The following is a 20,070-nucleotide window of genomic DNA, read 5'->3' as shown; positions in this document are numbered from 1 at the left end:
CGTCCGGCTCAGGCCAGCGTGCCGATGCGCTGGCCGAGCACCACCGGGGCTTCCGCGGGGATGGCTTCCATCGAGGCGAGCATCGCCTTCGGGAACAGCAGTACCACGGTGCTGCCGTAGTTGAAGCGCGCCATCTCGGCGAAGCGCTCCAGCGTGATGCCCTTGCCGCGCCAGTCCTTGCGGATCACGCGGTCGGCATAGGCGGGGATCTCCTCGCCGCTCCAGACCGTCTCCACGCCGGAGACGAGGATCGCGCCGACCATCACCGCCACGAAGGGGCCGTGCTCGCCCTCGAAGTGGCAGACGAGGCGCTCGTTGCGCGCGAACAGCCGCGGAATGGCGCGCGCGGCCCACGGTGCCACGCTGAACAGCCGGCCCGGCACGTGCGCGGTTTCGACCAGCGTGCCTTTCAGGCTCATGTGCACGCGGTGGTAGTCGCGCGGGGAGAGGTAGACGTTGGCGAACCAGCCGTCGCGGTAGGCCTCGGCCTTGGCCTCGTCGGCAAGGAACTCGGCGGCGGTGAAGTGCTGGCCCTTGGCCTGGAAGATGCGGCCCTCTTCGATGCGGCCGATCTGCGCGATCTTGCCGTCGGCCGGGCACAACACCGCCTTCGGGTCGGCATCGGCGACGCGCGCACCGGGCTTCAGCGGCCGGGTGAAGAAGGCATTGAAGCTCGCGTAGCTTTCCGGATCGGGGCTCGCCGCCTCGGCGAGGTTGACGTTGAACTTCCGCACCACGGCGGTGATCAGCCAGCGTTTCAGCGGCGCCCACTCCGAGCGCGCCAGCCGGTAGGCGAGGCTCGACAGGAGGCGATGCGGCAACACGTACTGGAGGAAGACCGCCAGGCTCACGGCGCGGCTCCGGCGAGGCGGGCCAGGTCGCGGGCCACGGCCTGCGGGTCGATGGTGGCGACCACGCCGCTGCCGACCGTCGCACCGGCGGGCATCTGCGGACGGATCACGCCGGCCACGCGCACCTCGGGATCGAGCAGCACCATCGAGCCGCTGTGGTCCATGGTGTAGCTGGCGCCGAGCGGCACCTTTCGGAACACGAGGCTGAGGCTGCTGGTGAAGGCTTCCAGCGCCGCGAGGTCAGGCTGCGTGGCCGCCAGCGTGGCCGGGTGGAAGTGGCGGGCGTAGCCAGCCAGCAGTTCCGGGGTGTCGCGCTCCGGGTCGATCGACACGAACAGCAGGCGGGGGCGCGTCGCTTCGGGCAGGGCCTCCCAGGCCTTCTGCGCCTTGGCCATGTCGGTCAGGGTGGTCGGGCAGACGTCCGGGCAGGACACGAAGCCGATGAACACCACGGTCCAGCGGCCGCGCAGGGTGTCCGCGCTGACCGGGCCGTCGGCCGACAGCAATTCGAACGACGGTATCGCGCGCGGCGTGGGGTAGGGGGTGATCGCCTCGAAGGCGGGCAGGTCAGAACCGCCATCGCGCGACAGCCAGCGCTCGCCGGCCAGCAGGCCGAGGCCGGCGAAGACGGCTGCGACGATCACCAGGAGAAAGGTCCGATTGAACATGGAAATGCCGCCAAAACATCAGGATCAAGGCCGCAAAGTATAGGGGCGCTGGCTATACTCGGGCGCTTGTCCCGTGAAGCCCGATGTCGGGTGCCCAGCCGCATGCCTGCCGAACTCCAGACGATCATCGACCTCATCCGCTACGGCGCGAGCCGCTTCGGGGAGGCCGGCCTGACCTTCGGCCACAGCTACGACAACGCGATGGACGAAAGCACCCAGCTGGTGCTCCACGCCCTGCACCTGCCCCACGACCTCAACCCGATCTACGGCCAGTCGCGCGTCACCGCCGACGAGAAGGCCAAGGTGCTGTGCCTGTTCCAGCGCCGCATCGACGAGCGCGTGCCGGCCTGCTACCTCACGGGCGAGGCCTGGTTCGCCGGTCTCTCGTTCAAGAGCGATTCGCGCGCCCTGGTGCCGCGCAGCCCCATCGCCGAGCTCATCCTCAACGGCTTCCAGCCGTGGATCGGCGACGTCGAGGTTCGCGACGCGCTCGACATCTGCACCGGCGGCGGCTGCATCGCCATCGCCATGGGCCACTACAACCCGGATTGGACCGTCGACGCCGTCGACTTGAGCCCCGAGGCATTGTCGCTGGCCCGTGAGAACGTGGAGCGCCTCGACGCCCGCAACGTCAGCCTGCACCACGGCGACCTCTACGGCCCGCTGACCGGCCGTCACTACGACCTGATCGTCACCAACCCGCCCTACGTCACCAACGTGGAGACCGATGCGCTGCCCGCCGAGTACGCGCACGAGCCCGAGATGGCCCTGCGCGCCGGCGACGACGGCCTCGACCTGGTGTTGAAGATCCTCCGCGACGCCCCGCTGCACCTGCGCAAGCACGGCGTGCTCATCTGCGAGGTCGGCGAGAGCCAGCAGCACCTCGAGCGCCTGCTGCCCGACGTCCCCTTCGCTTGGATCGAGTTCAAGGTGGGGCAGATGGGCATCTTCGCCCTGCACCACGACGACCTCGTCGCCCACCACGCCGACATCGCCCGTCTGGCGAACCAACGCCCCTGAGCACGGACGCCTGACGCGCATGGCCAGCAACACCTTCGGGCAGCTCTTCGCGGTCACCACGTTCGGCGAAAGCCACGGCCCGGCCATCGGTTGCGTCATCGACGGCTGCCCGCCCGGCCTCGCGATCGCGCCGGAGGAATTCCGCGCCGACCTCGAACGCCGCGCCACCGGCCGCTCGCGCCACACCTCGCAGCGCCACGAGGCCGACGAGGTCGAGATCCTCTCCGGCGTGTTCGAGGGCAAGACCACGGGCACGCCGATCGCCCTGCTGATCCGTAACACCGATGCGAAGTCGAAGGACTACGCCAAGATCAGCGAGCAGTTCCGCCCGGGCCACGCCGATTATGCCTATTGGCAGAAGTACGGCATCCGCGACCCGCGCGGTGGCGGCCGCAGTTCGGCCCGCGAGACGACGATGCGCGTGGCCGCCGGCGTCATCGCCAAGAAGTGGCTGCGCGAGCGCTTCGGCGTCACGGTGCGCGCCTGTGTCAGTCAGCTGCACACGATCACGCCGAGGGGCTGGGACTGGTCCGCGGTCGAGGACAGCCCGTTCTTCTGGCCGGATGCCGCCCAGGTGCCTGAGCTCGAAGCGTTCATGGACGCGCTGCGCAAGTCCGGCGATTCGGTCGGCGCCCGCGTCCGCGTCGAAGCCCTGGGCGTGCCGCCAGGCTGGGGCGAGCCGATCTACGGCAAGCTCGACGGCGAACTCGCGGCCGCGATGATGTCGATCAATGCGGTGAAGGGCGTCGAGATCGGCGCCGGCTTCGCCAGCGTCGGCCAGCTCGGCACCGAGCACCGCGACCTGATGCACCCTGACGGCTTCGCCAGCAACCACGCGGGCGGCGTGCTCGGCGGTATCAGCAGCGGCCAGCCGGTCACCTGCGAGGTGGCCTTCAAGCCCACCTCCAGCCTGCGCCTGCCGGGTCCGACCGTGGACGTGCACGGCAACGCCGTCGAGGTCATCACCACCGGACGCCACGACCCCTGCGTGGGCCTGCGTGCGCCGCCGATCTGCGAGGCCATGATGGCCCTCGTGCTGATGGACCAGGCCCTGCGCCATCGCGCCCAGTGCGGTGACGTCGGCGAGATCACCCCGCGCGTGGCGGGCGAGGGCGGCGGCAAACTTGAGCGAAAACCCTAGCCTCGGGCGTCACGCTTCCGAGGCCCGGGGCCACTGATTCCGCGACGCGGGCGCCGTGCCCGCGCGCCATGCGCCGGCGCGTCGCGCCGCGCACCCGCAACGCTCAATGCACACGAATCCAAGAGGAAAATCCATGTCGAACCGCTTCAAGGTCGCCGTCGTCGGCGCCACCGGCGCCGTCGGTGAAACCATGCTCTCCATCCTCGCCGAGCGGAAGTTCCCGGCGAGCGAAGTCATCGCCCTCGCCAGCGAGCGTTCCGCCGGCAACAAGGTCGATTTCGGCAACCACAAGCTCACCATCCAGGACCTCGCCACCTTCGATCCGACGGGTGTCGATTTCGCGCTGTTCTCGGCCGGCGGCGACATCTCGCGCGAGTTCGCGCCGAAGTTCGCCGCCGCGGGCGCCATCGTCATCGACAACAGCTCGGCCTTCCGCATGGACGCCGACGTGCCGCTGGTCGTGAGCGAAGTGAACCCGGAGGCGTTGGATTCAATCCCGCGCGGCATCGTCGCCAACCCGAACTGCTCGACCATGCAGATGGTCGTCGCGCTGAAGCCGATCCATGACGCCGTCGGCATCACCCGCATCAACGTCGCCACCTACCAGTCGACGTCGGGCGCCGGCCGCTCGGGCCCGGAGGAGCTCGGCCGGCAGACCGCCGCCCTGCTGCGCTTCGAGGACCCGAACCCGACGCGCTTCCCGGTGCAGATCGCCTACAACCTGATCCCGCAGATCGATGCGTTCACCGACAACGGCTACACCAAGGAAGAGATGAAGCTGGTCCACGAGACCCGCAAGATCCTCGGCGACGCCAGCATCCAGGTGAACCCGACGGCGGTACGCGTGCCGGTGTTCTTCGGCCATTCCGAGGCCGTGCACCTCGAGACCCGTGACAAGCTCACCGCCGCCGAGGCGCGCGCCCTGCTCGAGAAGGCGCCCGGCATCGAGGTGGTCGACAACCCCGCCAACGGCGAGTGGCCGACGCCGGTGACGCACGCCTCCGGCAGCGATCCGGTCTACGTGGGCCGCATCCGCGAGGACATCTCCCACCCGCGCGGCCTCTCGCTGTGGATCGTGGCCGACAACATCCGCAAGGGCGCCGCGCTGAACGCGGTGCAGGTTGCCGAGCTGCTGGCGGCGAAGCGCGGCTGACCGAAATCCTTGGCGGATCAGGGGCATTCGGCTTACTGTTGCGGCGGTTTTCAAGTGTTGACGTTCGGCCGGGACCCCGTCGGCCGCGTCTTGGGAGAAAGGCATGAAACACCCGGTGAAGGTCCTTCCCCTGGCCATGGCGCTCGCGTTCATCGCGAGCGATGCCCATGCGCTGGGCCTTGGCACGCTCGAAGTGAAGTCGCAGCTCAACCAGCCGCTGGTCGCGGAGATCCCGCTGATCGGCGTCGGACCGGGCGAGCTGGACGCCCTGAGCGTGCGCCTCGCGCCGCCGGAGGCCTTCGATCGCGTCGGACTGCCTCGCCCGGCGGGCGTGACCGCCAACCTGCAGTTCAGCGTGGGCCGCAATGCCCGCGGTGAACCGGTGGTGCGCGTGACGACTTCGAACCGCGTGGACGATCCATTCGTCGCCTTCCTGCTCGAAGCCGACTGGGGTCGAGGCAGCGTGGTGCGCGAATTCACGGCGCTGGTCGATCCGCCGCACATTGCCGCTGCGACCGTCACGCCGATGACCGCGCCGACCGTGGCCGCAGCCCCCACGCCTGCGCCGTCCGCGGCGCCTGCGCCCGAGCCGGAGCCCGCCGCCGAGATGCCGCCGCTGTCGGTGCCCGCGCCGCCGGTGGCCGAGGCCGAGCCCGCGCCGGTCGCCGAACCGCTGCCGCCGGAGCCTGTCGCGCCGCTGCCCGAGCCGACGCCGGCCCCGGTCGCCGCCACGCCGCCTCCGGCGGCGCCGGCGCCACAGCCCGAAGCGGCGGCGCAACCGCCGCCGCCCGAGCCCGCACCCCAGCCCGTCGTCGCGGAGGCCCCGCCTCCGCCTCCTCCCGCGCCCACACCGTCGCCCGTGCCGGCCGCCATTCCCGCGGCCACGCCCGGCAGCCACGCCGTGGCCGAGGGCGAGACCCTGTGGCGGATCGCGTCGTCCAACCAGCAGGGCACCTCCGTCGCCCAGATGATGCTGGCCATCCAGCGCGCGAACCCCGACGCCTTCCTGCGCGACAACATCAACCTGCTCCGCAAAGGCGCCGTCCTGCGTATTCCGACGGCCGACGAGGCCCGTGGTCTCGCTGGCGCCGAGGCCGAGGACCGTGTCCGCGAGCAGATGGCCGCATGGCGCGCCCTGTCGCCGACCCCGGCGCCGATGCCGAGCCCGGGCGAGGCGCCGACGGCGGCGTTGCCGCCGGCCGCCACCGCCCAGGTTCCGGCCCGTCCGTCGGCCGCGCCGTCGACGCCGGCCAGCGGTCGACTCGAGATCGCGCCGCCTGCAGGTGCCGGTGCAGTCGGTGCGCAGTCGGGCGCGTCGTCCGGTGGTTCGGGCAGCGAGCTGCGCGCGCAGCTCGAGCAGGCCCGCGAGGACCTGTCGGTACGCGAGGCCGAGCTGCGTGAGCTTCAGTCGCGTCTCACGGAACAGGAGTCGCTTGCCAACGAACAGAAGCGGCTGATCGAGCTCAAGGACAGCCAGCTCAGTGCGATGGAGCAGGCTCTGCGCGAGCAGCGCACGGGTGAGGCTGCGGCGCCGTCGAACGGGAAGGTGCCGGCCGCGTCCGGGGCTGTCGAGCCCGCCGCTGCCGGTGCGGTCGAAGCGGACCCCGTGGACGCCCCCGTGGTCGTTACGCCAGACGCAGCCCCCGCTGCCGAAGCCACCGATCCGGCCAGTCCGGCGCCGGCCTCGCCGACGGCCGCTGCCCCGGCGGATGCGCCGACCGACGCGGCGGCGCCGTGGTACAGCAACCCGATGGTGCTGGGTGCGGGTGGCCTGGTGCTCGTTGGTGGCCTCGTGGGCCTGTTGCTCCGCCGCCGACGCAGCACGGACGCGAAGCGCCCCCTTCCGAACGTGCCACCCGCCGCGAGCTCGCGCTCGCGCCTCTCGGACGACGAGGATTCCCTGTCGAACCTCCCGGCCTCCACCAGCGAGGAGTCGAACGCCGCTGCCGTCGAGGCCGAGGCTGTGCCTGTGGCCGCACCGGCGCCGGAAGCACCGTCGGTCGACAACGACACGGCGCCCACGGCGAATCCGGTGCTGCGCGAGCTCGAGCGGAATATCGACGGGGCGCCTGCGGATCTCGATACGCATGTCGCCCTGCTGCGGCAGCTCTACAACACCGGCGACACCGACGCTTTCCTCAAGGCGGCCGAGCGGATGCGCGTGCACGTCGAGAAGCCCGGTGACCCGCGCTGGCGCGAAGTGGTGGTGATGGGGATGGGCCTGGTCCCGGGCCACGCGCTCTTCCGCGAGCTGCAGTGGAATCCGATCAGCGGCATCGATTTGCGCACGCGTCCTGCTGCCCTCGAGCCCGAGCCGCCGGCGCCGCCGGTCGTGCACGCGTTCGACGAGCGCGAGACGGCCGAGCGCCCGATCGTCGAGTTGCCCACCTCGGACGAGGCCGGCCTCGACGACACCCGCCTCGAGCTGGCCAAGGCCTACATCGAGATCGGTGACGTCGATGGCGCTCGCGGCATGCTCGAGGAAGTGCTGGCCGAGGGCAGCGCGGCCGCCCGTGCGGAAGCCGAGCGCCTGCTGAAGTCGATCGGTTGAGGTTGCGGCCGCAGGGTTCGACCTGCGGCCTTCCGCCATGCGCTACGCACTCGGCATCGAATACGACGGCAGCGGCTTCCTCGGTTGGCAGCGGCTTTCGCACGGTGATTCGGTGCAGGGTGCGGTCGAGGCTGCACTGGCCTCGATCCTCCAGCACGAGGTCGATGCCGTGTGCGCTGGGCGCACCGATGCCGGCGTGCACGCCACCCAGCAGGTCGTCCATCTGGAGACCACGGTCGAAAGGCCGCTGCGCGCCTTCGTCGAGGGGACCAACACGCGCTTGCCGCCATCGGTGCGCGTGCTCTGGGCCCAGCCGGTCGCCGGGGCCTTCCATGCCCGCCACTCCGCGCGGGCGCGCCGCTACCGCTACCGCCTGTTGAATCGCCGCGTGCGCCCCGCGTTGATGCGCGAGCACTTGAGCTGGGAGCCGCGCCCGCTCGACGCCGAAGCCATGCACCGGGCGGCGCAGGCCCTGCTTGGCGAGAACGACTTCAGCGCCTTCCGAACGGCGCAGTGCCAGGCCCGACACCCGATGCGCGACCTGCACGCGATCACCGTGCGCCGCGAGGACGACCAGGTCATCGTCGAGGTGCAGGCCAATGCGTTCCTGCACCACATGGTGCGCAACATCGTCGGCAGCCTGATGGTGGTGGGGCGCGGCGAGCGGCCCGAAGCCTGGATCGGCGAACTGCTCGTTGGACGCGATCGCACCGTCGCCGGTCCGACGGCGCCGGCGGCCGGCTTGGCCTTCCTCGGGCCGCGCTATCCGCGCGCCTGGGCCTTGCCGGAGGCCGTCAGCCTGCCGGAGGGTTGGATCGATCGCCCGCGGCCCCTCGCCGTCCTGCCTTACGCCGACCTCGACGCCTGACGCCATGGCCCATCGCACCCGCATCAAGTTCTGCGGCCTGACCCGACCCGGCGACGTGCGCCTCGCCGGCGAGCTCGGCGTCGACGCCCTCGGGTTCATCTTCGTGCCCGGCAGCCGGCGCGCGCTCGATCCCGCCCAGGCGGAGTCGATGCGCGCCGCCGTGCCGCCGTTGGCGCAGGTCGTCGCGCTCTTCATGGATCCGGAGGAGGCGCTCGTGCGGGCCGCGATCCGTGCGCTGCGCCCGACGCTGCTGCAGTTCCATGGCCGTGAAGAGGCCGCGTTCTGCGAACGTTTCGGCCTGCCGTATGTGAAGACTTTGGCGATGGGCGAGGGCGTGGCCGCTGCGGAATCGCTCGCCAAGCGCTACCCTTCGGTGGACGCCTTTCTGCTCGATGGCCACAAGGCCGGCGAGCAGGGCGGGCAGGGTGCCCGGTTCGACTGGTCCGACCTGCCTGCGCTGCCGAAGCCTTGGCTTCTGGCCGGCGGGCTCACTCCCGACAACGTCTTCGAGGCGGTCCGCCAGTCGCGGCCGTTCGGCGTCGACGTGTCCAGTGGCATCGAGAGCGCTCCCGGCCTGAAGGACGCTGAGCGCATGGTTCGTTTCGTCGAAGAGGTTCGCCGCGCCGATGGCTTCATCGCAGATCCCCCCGTCCGTTGACGATTTCCACCAGTACCCGGACGCCCGCGGGCATTTCGGTCCGTACGGTGGCAGCTTCGTCGCTGAAACGCTGATGCAGCCCCTGGCCGAGCTGGCCGAGGCCTATCGCGTCGCGCAGTCCGATCCCTCGTTCCAGGCCGAACTGGCGGACGACTACAAGCATTACGTCGGCCGCCCGAGCCCGATCTACCACGCGGCCCGCCTGTCGGCGAAGGTCGGCGGAGCGCAGATCCTGCTCAAGCGCGAGGACCTGAACCACACCGGCGCGCACAAGATCAACAACACCATCGGCCAGGCGATGCTCGCCAAGCGGATGGGCAAGACCCGCATCATCGCGGAGACCGGCGCCGGCCAGCACGGCGTGGCCTCGGCCACCGTGGCTGCGCGCCTCGGCCTCGAGTGCGTCGTCTACATGGGCGCCACCGACGTCGAGCGCCAGGCGCCGAACGTGTTCCGCATGAAGTTGCTCGGCGCCACCGTGGTGCCGGTGGAGAGCGGCAGCAAGACCCTGAAGGACGCGCTGAACGAAGCACTGCGCGATTGGGTCACCAACGTTCACGACACCTTCTACATCATCGGCACGGTCGCCGGCCCGCACCCGTACCCGACGCTCGTGCGCGACTTCAACGCCGTGGTCGGCAAGGAATCGCGCGCGCAGATGCTGGCCGAGTACGGTGCGCTGCCCGACGCCGTCGTCGCCTGCGTCGGCGGCGGCAGCAATGCCATCGGCATGTTCCACGCTTTCCTCAACGATCGCGATGTCGCGCTCATCGGCGCCGAAGCCGCGGGCGACGGTGTCGCTACCGGCCGCCATGCCGCCTCGTTGGTGGCTGGCCGCCCGGGTGTGCTGCACGGCAACCGCACTTACCTGATCTGCGACGACGATGGCCAGATCACCGAGACGCACTCGATCTCGGCCGGCCTCGACTACCCGGGTGTCGGTCCGGAGCACGCTTTCCTCAAGGACACCGGCCGCGCGCAGTACGTCGGCGTCACCGACGACGAGTGCATGGAGGCCTTCCACCTGCTGGCGCGCACCGAAGGCATCCTCGCCGCGCTCGAAAGCAGCCACGCCATCGCCCAGGCCATGAAGCTCGCTCGGACGATGCGCAAGGACCAGCGCGTGCTGGTGAACCTGTCCGGCCGTGGCGACAAGGACATCTTCACCATCGCCAAGCGCGAAGGGATCTCGCTGTGAGCGCCGTGAACCGCATCGACGCGCGCCTCGCCGCGCTCAAAGCCGCCGGCCGCAAGGCGCTGGTTCCCTTCGTCACCGCCGGCGATCCGTCGCGCGAATCGACCGTGCCGGTGATGCACTCCCTTGTTGAAGGCGGCGCCGACCTGATCGAACTCGGCGTGCCGTTCTCCGACCCGATGGCCGACGGCCCCGTCATCCAGAAGAGCTCCGAGCGCGCCATCGAGCGCAAGGTGGGCTTGAGCTTCGTGCTGGAGTGCGTGCGCCAGTTCCGCGCGACGGATACCGCCACGCCGGTCGTCCTGATGGGTTACCTGAACCCGATCGAGATGCGCGGTGTCGAGCGCTTCGCCGACGAGGCCGCGGCCGCCGGCGTCGACGGCGTGCTGCTGGTCGACCTGCCGCTCGAGGAGGCAGACCCGGTGCGCGAGGTGTTCACCGCCCGCGGCCTGCACCTGATCGCCCTCGTTGCGCCGACCACCACCGAAGCCCGCCTGGGGCCGCTTCGCATGCACGCGCAGGGCTATCTGTACTACGTCAGCTTCGCGGGCGTCACTGGCGCCAGCAAACTCGACACTGGCGACGTAGCCGCCAAGGCCGCGATCCTGCGCGCGCACAGCCCGGTGCCGGTGCTGATCGGCTTCGGCATCAAGGATGCAGCCTCCGCCAAGGCGCTTGCGGCGCATGGCGACGGCGTCATCGTCGGCAGCGCGCTGGTGCAGGCGCTGGCGGACGCTGCCGACCCGGTGGCGACGGCACGCGCCTTCCTGCAGCCGATCCGCGCCGGCCTCGACAGCTGATCCGGCGCCGGCGGGGGCGTTCCGGCCCCCTGCCGGCCTTCCGCTACACTTTGCGGCCCTGACCACACCCGGGCCCTCCATGAGCTGGTTGAACAAGCTGAAACTCGGCGGCATCCGTACGCAAGGCGGCAACAAGCGCGGCGTGCCGGAAGGCCTGTGGGAGAAGTGCGACAACTGCGGCGCCGCCCTCTACGCGCCGGAAGTCGACCAGCACCTCCACGTCTGCCCGAAGTGCGACCACCACATGCCGATCGGTGCGCGCGAGCGCATCGCCGCCTTCCTCGACGCCGACAGCTTCGTGGAGATCGGCGCCCATCTCGAGCCGGTCGACGCGCTGAAGTTCCGCGACCAGAAGAAATACGCCGATCGCATCAAGGCCACCCAGAAGGCCACCGGCGAGAAAGACGCGCTGATCGCCGGCGCGGGGCGCCTGGTGGGCATGCCGGTGTGCGTGGCGGCCTTCGAATTCCGCTTCATGGGCGGCTCGATGGGCTCGGTGGTCGGCGAGCGCTTCGCCCTCGCCGCCGAGCGTGCGCTGGCCGACCGCAGCGCCCTCGTGTGCTTCTCCGCCACCGGCGGCGCGCGCATGCAGGAAGGCCTGTTCTCGCTGATGCAGATGGCCAAGACCTCGGCGGCCATCGCCCGCATGCGCAAGGCTGGCGTGCCCTACATCTCCGTGCTGACCCACCCGACCACCGGCGGCGTCTCGGCGTCGCTGGGCATGCTCGGTGACATCAACGTCGCCGAGCCGAAGGCGCTGATCGGCTTCGCCGGCCCGCGCGTGATCGAGCAGACGGTCCGCGAGCGCCTGCCGGAAGGCTTCCAGCGCAGCGAATTCCTCGTCGAGCACGGCGCCGTCGACCTGATCGTCGACCGCCGCGAAATGCGCCAGCGCCTCGCCTCGCTGATCGCCCTGCTGGGCCGTCGCCCGGCGCCAGTCGAGGCGGCCTGATGGGTGCGCGGAAGTACTTCGGCACCGACGGCATCCGCGGCCGGGTGGGCGAGGGCGCCATCTCGGCGGATTTCGTCCTGCGCCTCGGCAACGCCTACGGCCACGCGCTGCGTGCTGCGCGTGGCGAGGGCGACTGGCGCAAGCCGCTGGTCGTCATCGGCAAGGACACCCGCATCTCGAACTACATGTTCGAAGCGGCGCTGGAGGCTGGCCTCGTGGCTGCTGGCGTCGACGTCCAGCTGATGGGGCCCATGCCCACGCCGGCCGTCTCGCACCTGACGCGTTCGCTCGGTGCCGACGGTGGCATCGTCATCAGCGCCTCGCACAACCCGCACTACGACAACGGCATCAAGTTCTTCTCGGCCGAAGGCGAGAAGCTCGACGACGCCACCGAGCTGGCCATCGAGGCCGCGCTGGATCATCCGTTCAGCACGGTGTCCTCGGAGAAGCTCGGCAAGGCCGTGCGCACCCGCGACGCGGTCGCGCGCTACGTCGAAGCCTGCAAGGGCTCGGTGCCGCGCCGCTTCAACCTCGGCGGCATGCGGATCGTGGTGGATTGCGCCCATGGTGCGACGTACCAGCTCGGCCCGCTGGTGTTCCGCGAGCTCGGCGCCCGGGTGGACGCCATCGGCGTCGATCCGAACGGCCTGAACATCAACGACGGCGTGGGCTCCACGCACCCGGAATTCCTCGCCGCCCGCGTGCGCGAGACCGGTGCCGAGCTCGGCATCGCCTTCGACGGCGACGGCGACCGTGTGCTGTTCGTCGACAGCGATGGCGTCGTGCGCGACGGCGACGACCTGCTGTGGATCCTCGCGGACGACTGGCAGCAGAGCGGCCGCCTCCGTGGCCCGGTGGTCGGCACGCTGATGACCAACTACGGCCTCGAACGGGCCTTCGCCGAGCGCAGCATCGCGTTCCTGCGCACCAAGGTGGGCGACCGCTACGTGCACCAGGCCCTGATGGAGAACGACGCCGTCCTCGGCGGCGAAACCTCGGGCCACCTGCTGTGCCTCGACCGCGTGAGCTCGGGCGACGGCATCGTCAGCGCGCTTCAGGTCCTCGAGGTCCTGTGCCGTCGCGGCCTGACGTTGAAGCAGGCGCTGTCGGGCATGGCCAAGGTCCCGCAGAAGACGGTCAACGTGAAGGTCGCGCCGGGCGTGAAGCCGGCCGAGGCCGAGAGCGTCAAGGCTGCGTTGGCCGATGCCCAGGCGGCCGTGCAGGGCCGTGGCCGTGCCTTCCTTCGCCCTTCCGGCACCGAGCCGGTGGTGCGCGTCACCGTCGAGGCCGACGATGCGGGCCTGATGCAGCGCGTGCTCGACGCTCTCTCCGCTGCGGTGAAAGCCGCGGCTTGATCCGCGTCATGCCGGCCCGCGAGGGTCGGCATGATGATCTCCCCCCGAATTCCCAAGACGATCCACGACCATGGCCATCCCCACCCTCGACATCCGCCGCTACGACACCGACCGCGAGGCCTTCGTCGCCGAGCTCGGCGCCGCCTACCGCGAGTGGGGCTTCTGCGGCATCCGCGGCCACGGCATCCCGCAGGCGCAGATCGACCGCGCCTACGACGTGTTCCAGCGCTTCTTCGCGCTTCCCGAAGCCGCCAAGAAGGCGTACCACGTGCCGGGCAGCGGCGGTGCGCGCGGTTACACGCCGTTCGGTATCGAAACGGCGAAGGGCGCGAAGCACTTCGACCTCAAGGAGTTCTGGCACGTCGGCCGCGAGATCCCGCGCGACTCGAAGCACGCCGAGGTGATGCCGGCGAACCTGTGGCCGAGCGAGATCCCGGAGTTCAAGGAAGTGGCTTACGGCCTGTTCACTACGCTCGACCAGCTCGGTTCGCGCGTGCTGTCTGCCCTCGCATTGCACATCGGCCTGCCGGAGCAGTTCTTCGCCGACAAGACCAACTTCGGTAACAGCATCCTTCGCCCGATCCACTACCCGCCGATCACCGCCGACGACATCCCCAACGTCCGCGCCGGGGCGCACGAGGACATCAACCTCATCACCCTGCTGGTCGGCGCCAGCGCCGCGGGCCTTGAAGTGCTCTCCCAGAAGGGCAAATGGGTGCCTTTCACCTCGGAAGCCGACACGATCGTCGTGAACATCGGCGACATGCTGCAGCGCCTGACCAACCACGTTTATCCGTCGACGACGCACCGCGTGGTCAACCCGCCGGGCGATGCCTCCCGCCAGCCGCGCTATTCGACGCCGTTCTTCCTGCATCCGAACCCGGATTTCCTGATCGAGACGCTGCCGGGCTGCATCACGCCGGACAACCCCAATCGCTACCCCGAGCCGATCACCGCCCATGGGTATCTGATGGAGCGGCTGCGCGAGATCAAGCTGGCCTGATCGCCGCTTCCGTCCTGCCCACGAAGCCCCGCCCTGCGGGGCTTCGTCGTTTGCGGCGGGGCTCAGCCCTCGTCGCGGAAGTCCTTGGCCTTCGCGGCGATCAGCGCACCAGCGAGCCGGTCGGGGAGGTACTTCGAGAGCGCGGCGATAAGGCGGTTGGCGCGCCCGGTGATGAGCCGCGTCCGTCCCGACTCGACGGCGTCCACGCCGAGCTTCGCCACGGTCGCGGCGTCGAGCCAGATGCCCTTCGGCAGCTTCGATACCGTGGCCCGCATGCCGTTGACGTCGTGGAACTCGGTGTAGGTCATTCCGGGGCACAGCGCGGTCACGTTCACCCCTTTCGGCCCGACTTCCTTGGCCAGCGTCTCGCTGAAACGGATGACGAAGGCCTTGGTCGGGCCGTACAGCGTGTGCCCGCCCGTCGGCGGCACGAGGCCGGCCAGCGAGGCGACATTGAGGATGCGCCCGCGCCCCTCGGCCTCCATCGCCGGCAGGAAGCGGTGCGAGAGTTCGCAGACCGCCACCAGCAGCACCTGCAGCGAGGCCTGGTGGGTGGCCCAGTCCTTGGCCAGGTAGCGTCCCGGCACGCCGAAGCCGGCGTTGTTCACCAGCGTGTCGACGCGCAGCCCCCGCGCCTCGCAGTCCGCCACGAGCCGGGCCGGCGCGGCCGGATCGGCGAGGTCGGCGGCGATCACCTCCACCCGCACCTGCGGCCGCAGTTCGGGCGGCGAGGGCCTCGAGCCGGTCTGCGCGGCGCGCGACCAGCACCAGCGGTTTGCCGCGCCGCGCGTACTCGCGGGCGATCTCCGCGCCGATGCCGCTGGAGGCGCCGGTGACGAGGGCGAAGCGGTCGGTGCGAAGCGGAGTGGGCATGTCAGGAATCCATCGAGGCCCGGGTGGGCGGCCTGCTATCCTTCCGCGCCTCGGAACCTTGGAGCAAGCCCGCATGCGTCCCCGCATCGTCGCCGGCAACTGGAAGCTCAACGGCACGCGCGCCTCGGCAAAGGCACTGCTGCAGGCCATCGTCGACGCGCCGCGCCCGGAAGGCGTGCAATGCCTCGTGATGCCGCCGATCGCCTATCTCGCCGAGTCCATCGCGGGCTTCGCGGGCCAGGGCATCGGTTTCGGCGCGCAAGACCTCGATGCCCACGAAGCGGGCGCGTTCACCGGGGAGACCTCGGGCGCCATGCTGAGGGACGTCGGTGCCACCCACGTGCTGGTCGGCCATTCCGAGCGCCGCCAGTTCCACGAAGAATCGAGCGACCTCGTCGCCGAAAAAATGCTCGCGGCGCGCCGGGCGGGCCTGGTGCCCGTGCTGTGCGTCGGCGAGAGCCTGCACCAGCGCGAGGCCGGCCAGACCGAGTGGGCGCTTTCGGGGCAGGTGGCTGCCGTGCTGAAGCGAGGTGGCATCGAGGCCTTCCGCGGCGCCGTGCTGGCGTACGAGCCGGTCTGGGCGATCGGTACGGGCCGCACCGCCACGCCGGAGCAGGCGCAGGAGGCGCATGCGTTCCTGCGTAGCGAACTTCGAGCGCACGATGCTACAATCGCCGACTCGCTCCCGATCCTTTACGGCGGCAGCGTGAAGGCCGCCAACGCCGCCGAGCTGTTCTCGCAGCCCGACGTCGATGGGGGACTGATCGGCGGAGCATCGCTGGTCGCCAACGACTTCCTCGCCATCGTCGCAGCCGCGGCGCGGTGAACTGAAAAGACATGAACCTGATCGTTCTCGCCACCGTCATCTACGTCCTCGTCGCCGTCGCGATGGTCGTGCTGATCCTCATGCAGCGCGGTGCCGGCGCCCAAGCGGGTAGCGGCTTCGGTGCCGGTGCCTCGGCGACCGTGTTCGGCGCCTCGGGTTCGGCCAACTTCCTTTCGAGCACGACGAAGTGGCTGGCCGTGGTGTTCTTCGCAATGAGCCTCGGCATGGCGTGGTACGCCAGCAAGCACGGCGGTCGCCTGATGCCGTCGGATACCGATGACGTTGGCCTGATGGCGGAAGCGGCTCCGGCCGCCGACGCGGCAGCGCCGGCCCCGGTCTCGGCGGATGCCCCGGCGGTCGAGGTCCCGGTTGCTCCGGCGCCGGAGGCGGCGGTACCCGCCGCGGCTGATGTTGCGGCACCGGCCGCGGAAACCGCGACGCCGACGGCAGAAAATCCGCCGGAAGGCGAGTCAGGCGGCTGATGGCCTGATATAATCTCGTCGCTCCGCGAGTCGTACGGAGCATGCATTAAAAGCCCAGATGGCGGAATTGGTAGACGCACTACCTTGAGGTGGTAGCGACTTAGGTCGTGGGGGTTCGAGTCCCCCTTTGGGCACCAAACAATCGAAGTCTTGTATCGCGTCCCAGCCCGGGGCGCGGTCGCAATGCGCCACCGGGGCGCTAGCCGAGGGCCTGCATGCTGGGCGAGTACCTGCCGATCCTGCTGTTCCTGATCGTCTCCACCGGCCTAGGCTTGGTGCTTCTCGTCGCCGGCTGGCTGCTCGGCCCCAAGCGTCCCGACGCTGAAAAGCTCTCGCCCTACGAGTGCGGCTTCGAGGCCTTCGAGGACGCGCGCATGCCTTTCGACGTGCGCTATTACCTCGTCGCGATCCTCTTCATCGTCTTCGATCTCGAAATCGCCTTCGTGTTTCCGTGGGCGCTCGTTTACCGCGACATCGGCGAGCCCGCGCTGTGGGCCATGGCCGGCTTCCTCGGCATCCTGGTGTTCGCTTTCATCTACGAATGGAAGAAGGGGGCGCTCGAATGGGAGTGATCCAGACCGTCTCGCGCGTGATGCACAACCCGGAGCCCTTGGGCCGGGTCGATGACCTGCTGCGTCCCGAGTCCGACAATCCGCTGTTCGAGCGCGGCTTCGTCACCACCTCGGTCGACTCGCTTGTCAATTGGGCGCGCACCGGCTCGCTGTGGCCGATGACCTTCGGTCTTGCCTGCTGCGCGGTCGAAATGATGCACGCGGGTGCCTCGCGACTCGACCTCGACCGCTACGGCGTGGTGTTCCGCCCGTCGCCGCGCCAGTCCGACGTGATGATTGTCGCTGGCACGCTGGTCAACAAGATGGCCCCGGCGCTGCGCAAGGTCTACGACCAGATGCCCGAGCCGAAGTGGGTCATCTCGATGGGTAGCTGCGCGAACGGCGGCGGCTACTACCACTACAGCTACTCCGTGGTGCGCGGCTGCGACCGCGTGGTGCCGGTCGACGTCTACGTGCCGGGCTGCCCGCCGACGGCCGAGGCGCTGGTCTACGGCATCCTGCAGTTGATGAAGAAGATCCGCCGCACCAACACGATCGCGCGCTGACGCGCGCGCCGCTGCAGAACGCAACGCACGCAGAATTCGACCATGGCCGAAGCCAAGCCGCGTCTCGCCGAACGTCTCCGCGCCCGCTTCGGTGAGCGCGCCCTCGCCATTGTCGAAGCGCATGGCGAAACCACGCTCGAAGTCGCTCCCTCCTGCTTCGTCGACGTCGCCCGCGCGCTGCGCGACGAGCCGGAATTCCACTTCGAGCAGGCCGTCGACGTCTCGGGCATCGACTTCCTCGGCTACGGCGAAGGCGAGTGGGAAACCACCGACGTCAGCAGCGAGGGCTTCTCGCGCGGCGTCGAGGGCGATGGCCCGGGACGCTTCCGCTGGGAGAATCGTCCGCAGGGCGTCGGCCCCGCGAAGCGCTTCGCCTCGGTCGTGCACCTGCTGTCGATCCGCAACAACGAGCGCCTGCGCCTGCGCACCTTTGCCGCCGACAACGCGCTCCCCGTCATTCCGTCGCTGGTTGATGTCTGGCCGGGCCTGGACTGGTTCGAGCGCGAAGCTTTCGATCTCTACGGCATCGTCTACGAAGGCCACCCGGACTTGCGCCGCATCCTCACCGACTACGGTTTCGTGGGCCACCCGTTCCGCAAGGATTTCCCGCTGATCGGCAACGTCGAAGTCCGCTACGACGCCGAGAAGCAGCGCGTGGTCTACGAGCCCGTCACGTCGGTCGAGCCCCGCGTGGGCGTGCCGAAGGTGGTGCGCGAGGACTCGCGTTGGCACCAGGCGGCGTCGGAAGCCGCGGCGAAGAAGGCCTGAGCCATGACCCAGGAAATCCGCAACTACACGATGAACTTCGGGCCGCAGCATCCGGCGGCCCACGGCGTGCTCCGCCTCGTGCTAGAGATGGACGGCGAGACCGTCCGCCGCGCCGATCCGCACATCGGCCTGCTGCATCGCGGCACCGAGAAGCTCGCCGAATCGAAGCCGTACAACCAGTCGATCGGCTACATGGATCGCCTCGACTACGTCTCGATGATGTGCAACGAGCACGCGTACGTCATGGCTATCGAGCGTTTGGCCGGCATCGAGCCGACGCCGCGCGCCAAGATGATCCGTACGCTGTTCGACGAGATCACCCGCATCCTGAACCACTTGATGTGGGTCGGTACCAACGGCCTCGACCTCGGCGCGATGGCGATGTTCCTCTACGCCTTCCGCGAGCGCGAGGAACTGATGGACTGCTACGAGGCGGTGTCGGGCGCGCGCATGCACGCGGCCTACTACCGTCCGGGCGGCGTGTACCGCGACCTGCCGGACGCGATGCCGAAGTACGCCGAGTCGCCTTGGCGCAAGGGCAAGGAGCTCAAGCGCATCAACGAGTGGCGCGAAGGCTCGATGCTCGATTTCCTCGATGCCTTCGCCGACGACTTCCCGAAGCGCGTCGACGAATACGAGACCCTGCTCACCGACAACCGCATCTGGAAGCAGCGCACCGTCAACATCGGCATCGTGACTCCGGAGCAGGCGCTGGCTTGGGGCATGACCGGCCCGATGCTTCGCGGCTCGGGCATTGCCTGGGACCTGCGCAAGAAGCAGCCCTACGCCTGCTATGCGGACGTCGATTTCGACATCCCGGTGGGCGTCAACGGCGACTGCTACGACCGCTACCTGGTGCGAGTCGAGGAAATGCGCCAGTCGGCTCGGATCATCAAGCAGGCGGTCGCGTGGCTGCGCGCCAACCCCGGTCCGGTGATGGTCGACAACTACAAGGTCGCGCCGCCGAAGCGCGAGCTGATGAAGGGCGACATGGAAGCCCTCATCCACCACTTCAAGCTGTTCACCGAGGGCTATTCGCTGCCCGCGGGCGAGGTGTACGCCGCCGTCGAGGCCCCGAAGGGCGAGTTCGGCGCCTACCTCGTCTCGGACGGCGCCAACAAGCCGTTCCGCCTCAAGCTGCGCGCCCCGGGCTTCGCCCACCTGAGCTCGATGGACGCCATCGTCAAGGGCCACATGCTGTCGGACGTCGTCGCCATGATCGGCACCTACGACGTCGTGTTCGGAGAGATCGACCGATGAAAGCCACGGGCAATTTCGAGGCCTGCCAGCACGTCGACCCGATGGTCGCGCTGTCGGACGCCACCCGCGCCCGCATCGAGGAGTGGCTGGCGCGCTTCCCCGCCGACCGCCGCCGCAGCGCGGTGATCCAGGCGCTCATTGCCGCGCAGGAGCAGAACCAAGGCTACCTGACCGACGAGCTCATCGCCGCCGTCGCCAAGTACATCGGCATCCCGCCGGTCTGGGCCTACGAAGTCGCGAGCTTCTACTCGATGTTCGCGCTCGAGCCGGTCGGCCGCAACGTCGTCGCCGTCTGCACCAACATCAGCTGCTGGCTCAACGGGGGCGAGGACATCGTCCGCCATTGCGAGAAGAAGCTCGGCATCAAGAACGGCGAGTCGACCGCCGACGGTCGCGTCTGGCTGAAGGTGGAAGAGGAATGCCTCGCCGCCTGCGCCGGCGCCCCGATGATGGTCGTCAACGGCCATTACCACGAGAAGCTGACGCCGGCCTCGGTCGACGCCATCCTCGACGAGTTGAAGTGAGGCCA

At 69.5% G+C, this 20,070-nt stretch carries 20 protein-coding genes, 1 tRNA gene and 1 pseudogene; 19 read left to right on the top strand and 3 right to left on the bottom strand.

Annotated elements, in window-relative coordinates:
* Positions 1–8 precede the first annotated feature (8 nt).
* Both asd and O9255_RS10260 read right to left on the bottom strand, forming a co-directional pair.
* Positions 9–851 carry an archaetidylserine decarboxylase gene (gene asd, locus O9255_RS10265; RefSeq protein ID WP_297866753.1) on the bottom strand — a complete coding sequence of 281 codons (843 nt, stop codon included), beginning with the start codon at positions 849–851 and terminating at the stop codon, positions 9–11.
* On the bottom strand, positions 848–1,519 hold the full coding sequence (locus O9255_RS10260; RefSeq protein ID WP_297866752.1) for an SCO family protein: 672 nt from the start codon (positions 1,517–1,519) through the stop codon (positions 848–850). The genes asd and O9255_RS10260 overlap by 4 nt, the downstream gene beginning before the upstream one ends.
* A 102-nt stretch (positions 1,520–1,621) precedes the next feature.
* On the opposite strand from O9255_RS10260, the gene prmB reads away from it, so the two are divergent.
* From prmB to O9255_RS10205, 11 genes are all read left to right on the top strand, one after another.
* Positions 1,622–2,539 carry a 50S ribosomal protein L3 N(5)-glutamine methyltransferase gene (prmB, locus tag O9255_RS10255; protein WP_297866751.1) on the top strand — a complete coding sequence of 306 codons (918 nt, stop codon included), beginning with the start codon at positions 1,622–1,624 and terminating at the stop codon, positions 2,537–2,539.
* Positions 2,540–2,558: 19 nt separating this feature from the next.
* Positions 2,559–3,680 (top strand): chorismate synthase, encoded by a 1,122-nt coding sequence (gene aroC / locus O9255_RS10250; protein WP_297866750.1) that lies wholly within the window; start codon positions 2,559–2,561, stop codon positions 3,678–3,680.
* Positions 3,681–3,813: 133 nt separating this feature from the next.
* Positions 3,814–4,833 carry an aspartate-semialdehyde dehydrogenase gene (locus O9255_RS10245; protein WP_297866749.1) on the top strand — a complete coding sequence of 340 codons (1,020 nt, stop codon included), beginning with the start codon at positions 3,814–3,816 and terminating at the stop codon, positions 4,831–4,833.
* Positions 4,834–4,948: 115 nt separating this feature from the next.
* Positions 4,949–7,384, top strand: coding sequence for a FimV/HubP family polar landmark protein (locus O9255_RS10240; protein ID WP_297866748.1), 2,436 nt, complete (start codon positions 4,949–4,951; stop codon positions 7,382–7,384).
* Positions 7,385–7,421: 37 nt separating this feature from the next.
* Positions 7,422–8,252: a tRNA pseudouridine(38-40) synthase TruA gene (gene truA, locus O9255_RS10235; RefSeq protein ID WP_297866747.1), complete on the top strand. Its 831-nt coding sequence runs from the start codon at positions 7,422–7,424 to the stop codon at positions 8,250–8,252.
* 4 nt (positions 8,253–8,256) lie between these two features.
* Entirely contained in the window at positions 8,257–8,910 is a 654-nt protein-coding gene (locus tag O9255_RS10230; protein ID WP_297866746.1) for a phosphoribosylanthranilate isomerase, read from the top strand.
* A complete protein-coding gene (trpB, locus tag O9255_RS10225; RefSeq protein ID WP_297866745.1) occupies positions 8,879–10,108 on the top strand; it encodes a tryptophan synthase subunit beta in 1,230 nt (409 codons plus the stop codon). The genes O9255_RS10230 and trpB overlap by 32 nt, the downstream gene beginning before the upstream one ends.
* Before the next feature lie 5 nt (positions 10,109–10,113).
* Complete coding sequence (gene trpA / locus O9255_RS10220; protein WP_297866819.1) at positions 10,114–10,905, top strand: tryptophan synthase subunit alpha; 792 nt, start codon at positions 10,114–10,116, stop codon at positions 10,903–10,905.
* Between the two features lie 79 nt (positions 10,906–10,984).
* Complete coding sequence (gene accD, locus O9255_RS10215) at positions 10,985–11,857, top strand: acetyl-CoA carboxylase, carboxyltransferase subunit beta (protein WP_297866744.1); 873 nt, start codon at positions 10,985–10,987, stop codon at positions 11,855–11,857.
* Complete coding sequence (glmM, locus tag O9255_RS10210; protein ID WP_297866743.1) at positions 11,857–13,212, top strand: phosphoglucosamine mutase; 1,356 nt, start codon at positions 11,857–11,859, stop codon at positions 13,210–13,212. The genes accD and glmM overlap by 1 nt, the downstream gene beginning before the upstream one ends.
* Before the next feature lie 70 nt (positions 13,213–13,282).
* Positions 13,283–14,215 (top strand): 2-oxoglutarate and iron-dependent oxygenase domain-containing protein, encoded by a 933-nt coding sequence (locus O9255_RS10205; RefSeq protein WP_297866742.1) that lies wholly within the window; start codon positions 13,283–13,285, stop codon positions 14,213–14,215.
* A 62-nt stretch (positions 14,216–14,277) separates the two neighbouring features.
* On the opposite strand, the pseudogene O9255_RS10200 reads toward O9255_RS10205, so the two are convergent.
* Positions 14,278–15,088: pseudogene (locus tag O9255_RS10200) on the bottom strand (SDR family oxidoreductase).
* Positions 15,089–15,161: 73 nt separating this feature from the next.
* Here O9255_RS10200 and tpiA point away from each other — a divergent pair.
* From tpiA to nuoE, 8 genes are all read left to right on the top strand, one after another.
* Entirely contained in the window at positions 15,162–15,914 is a 753-nt protein-coding gene (tpiA, locus tag O9255_RS10195; protein ID WP_297866741.1) for a triose-phosphate isomerase, read from the top strand.
* Between the two features lie 11 nt (positions 15,915–15,925).
* On the top strand, positions 15,926–16,396 hold the full coding sequence (gene secG, locus O9255_RS10190; protein ID WP_297866740.1) for a preprotein translocase subunit SecG: 471 nt from the start codon (positions 15,926–15,928) through the stop codon (positions 16,394–16,396).
* 52 nt (positions 16,397–16,448) lie between these two features.
* Positions 16,449–16,533: transfer RNA gene (locus O9255_RS10185), tRNA-Leu, on the top strand.
* Positions 16,534–16,611: 78 nt separating this feature from the next.
* Complete coding sequence (locus O9255_RS10180) at positions 16,612–16,968, top strand: NADH-quinone oxidoreductase subunit A (protein ID WP_297866739.1); 357 nt, start codon at positions 16,612–16,614, stop codon at positions 16,966–16,968.
* Positions 16,959–17,513: an NADH-quinone oxidoreductase subunit B gene (locus O9255_RS10175; protein ID WP_297866738.1), complete on the top strand. Its 555-nt coding sequence runs from the start codon at positions 16,959–16,961 to the stop codon at positions 17,511–17,513. Before O9255_RS10180 ends, O9255_RS10175 begins: the two co-directional genes overlap by 10 nt.
* Before the next feature lie 42 nt (positions 17,514–17,555).
* The gene (locus O9255_RS10170) at positions 17,556–18,281 is read left to right on the top strand and encodes an NADH-quinone oxidoreductase subunit C (RefSeq protein ID WP_297866737.1); all 726 of its coding nucleotides are present in this window, start codon (positions 17,556–17,558) and stop codon (positions 18,279–18,281) included.
* A gap of 3 nt (positions 18,282–18,284) precedes the next feature.
* Positions 18,285–19,541, top strand: coding sequence for an NADH-quinone oxidoreductase subunit D (locus O9255_RS10165; RefSeq protein WP_297866736.1), 1,257 nt, complete (start codon positions 18,285–18,287; stop codon positions 19,539–19,541).
* A complete protein-coding gene (nuoE, locus tag O9255_RS10160; RefSeq protein ID WP_297866735.1) occupies positions 19,538–20,065 on the top strand; it encodes an NADH-quinone oxidoreductase subunit NuoE in 528 nt (175 codons plus the stop codon). Before O9255_RS10165 ends, nuoE begins: the two co-directional genes overlap by 4 nt.
* Positions 20,066–20,070: the final 5 nt, after the last annotated feature.

The sequence above is a fragment of the Silanimonas sp. genome, assembly GCF_027530345.1.
Taxonomy (GTDB): Bacteria; Pseudomonadota; Gammaproteobacteria; order Xanthomonadales; family Xanthomonadaceae; genus Silanimonas.
Note: the sequence above shows the minus strand (reverse complement) of the source record. Positions and strands in the feature narration are given on the sequence as shown.

What these genes read in the sequence shown, in the direction of transcription:
- prmB (WP_297866751.1), top strand. Translation starts at nt 1,622, where the DNA reads ATGCCTGCCGAACTCCAGACGATCATCGACCTCATCCGCTACGGCGCG.
- O9255_RS10170 (WP_297866737.1), top strand. Translation starts at nt 17,556, where the DNA reads ATGGCCGAAGCCAAGCCGCGTCTCGCCGAACGTCTCCGCGCCCGCTTC.
- O9255_RS10180 (WP_297866739.1), top strand. Translation starts at nt 16,612, where the DNA reads ATGCTGGGCGAGTACCTGCCGATCCTGCTGTTCCTGATCGTCTCCACC.
- O9255_RS10165 (WP_297866736.1), top strand. Translation starts at nt 18,285, where the DNA reads ATGACCCAGGAAATCCGCAACTACACGATGAACTTCGGGCCGCAGCAT.
- O9255_RS10260 (WP_297866752.1), bottom strand. Translation starts at nt 1,519, where the DNA reads ATGTTCAATCGGACCTTTCTCCTGGTGATCGTCGCAGCCGTCTTCGCC.
- O9255_RS10205 (WP_297866742.1), top strand. Translation starts at nt 13,283, where the DNA reads ATGGCCATCCCCACCCTCGACATCCGCCGCTACGACACCGACCGCGAG.
- O9255_RS10175 (WP_297866738.1), top strand. Translation starts at nt 16,959, where the DNA reads ATGGGAGTGATCCAGACCGTCTCGCGCGTGATGCACAACCCGGAGCCC.
- trpB (WP_297866745.1), top strand. Translation starts at nt 8,879, where the DNA reads ATGGCTTCATCGCAGATCCCCCCGTCCGTTGACGATTTCCACCAGTAC.
- O9255_RS10245 (WP_297866749.1), top strand. Translation starts at nt 3,814, where the DNA reads ATGTCGAACCGCTTCAAGGTCGCCGTCGTCGGCGCCACCGGCGCCGTC.
- aroC (WP_297866750.1), top strand. Translation starts at nt 2,559, where the DNA reads ATGGCCAGCAACACCTTCGGGCAGCTCTTCGCGGTCACCACGTTCGGC.
- secG (WP_297866740.1), top strand. Translation starts at nt 15,926, where the DNA reads ATGAACCTGATCGTTCTCGCCACCGTCATCTACGTCCTCGTCGCCGTC.
- O9255_RS10230 (WP_297866746.1), top strand. Translation starts at nt 8,257, where the DNA reads ATGGCCCATCGCACCCGCATCAAGTTCTGCGGCCTGACCCGACCCGGC.
- accD (WP_297866744.1), top strand. Translation starts at nt 10,985, where the DNA reads ATGAGCTGGTTGAACAAGCTGAAACTCGGCGGCATCCGTACGCAAGGC.
- glmM (WP_297866743.1), top strand. Translation starts at nt 11,857, where the DNA reads ATGGGTGCGCGGAAGTACTTCGGCACCGACGGCATCCGCGGCCGGGTG.
- nuoE (WP_297866735.1), top strand. Translation starts at nt 19,538, where the DNA reads ATGAAAGCCACGGGCAATTTCGAGGCCTGCCAGCACGTCGACCCGATG.
- tpiA (WP_297866741.1), top strand. Translation starts at nt 15,162, where the DNA reads ATGCGTCCCCGCATCGTCGCCGGCAACTGGAAGCTCAACGGCACGCGC.
- truA (WP_297866747.1), top strand. Translation starts at nt 7,422, where the DNA reads ATGCGCTACGCACTCGGCATCGAATACGACGGCAGCGGCTTCCTCGGT.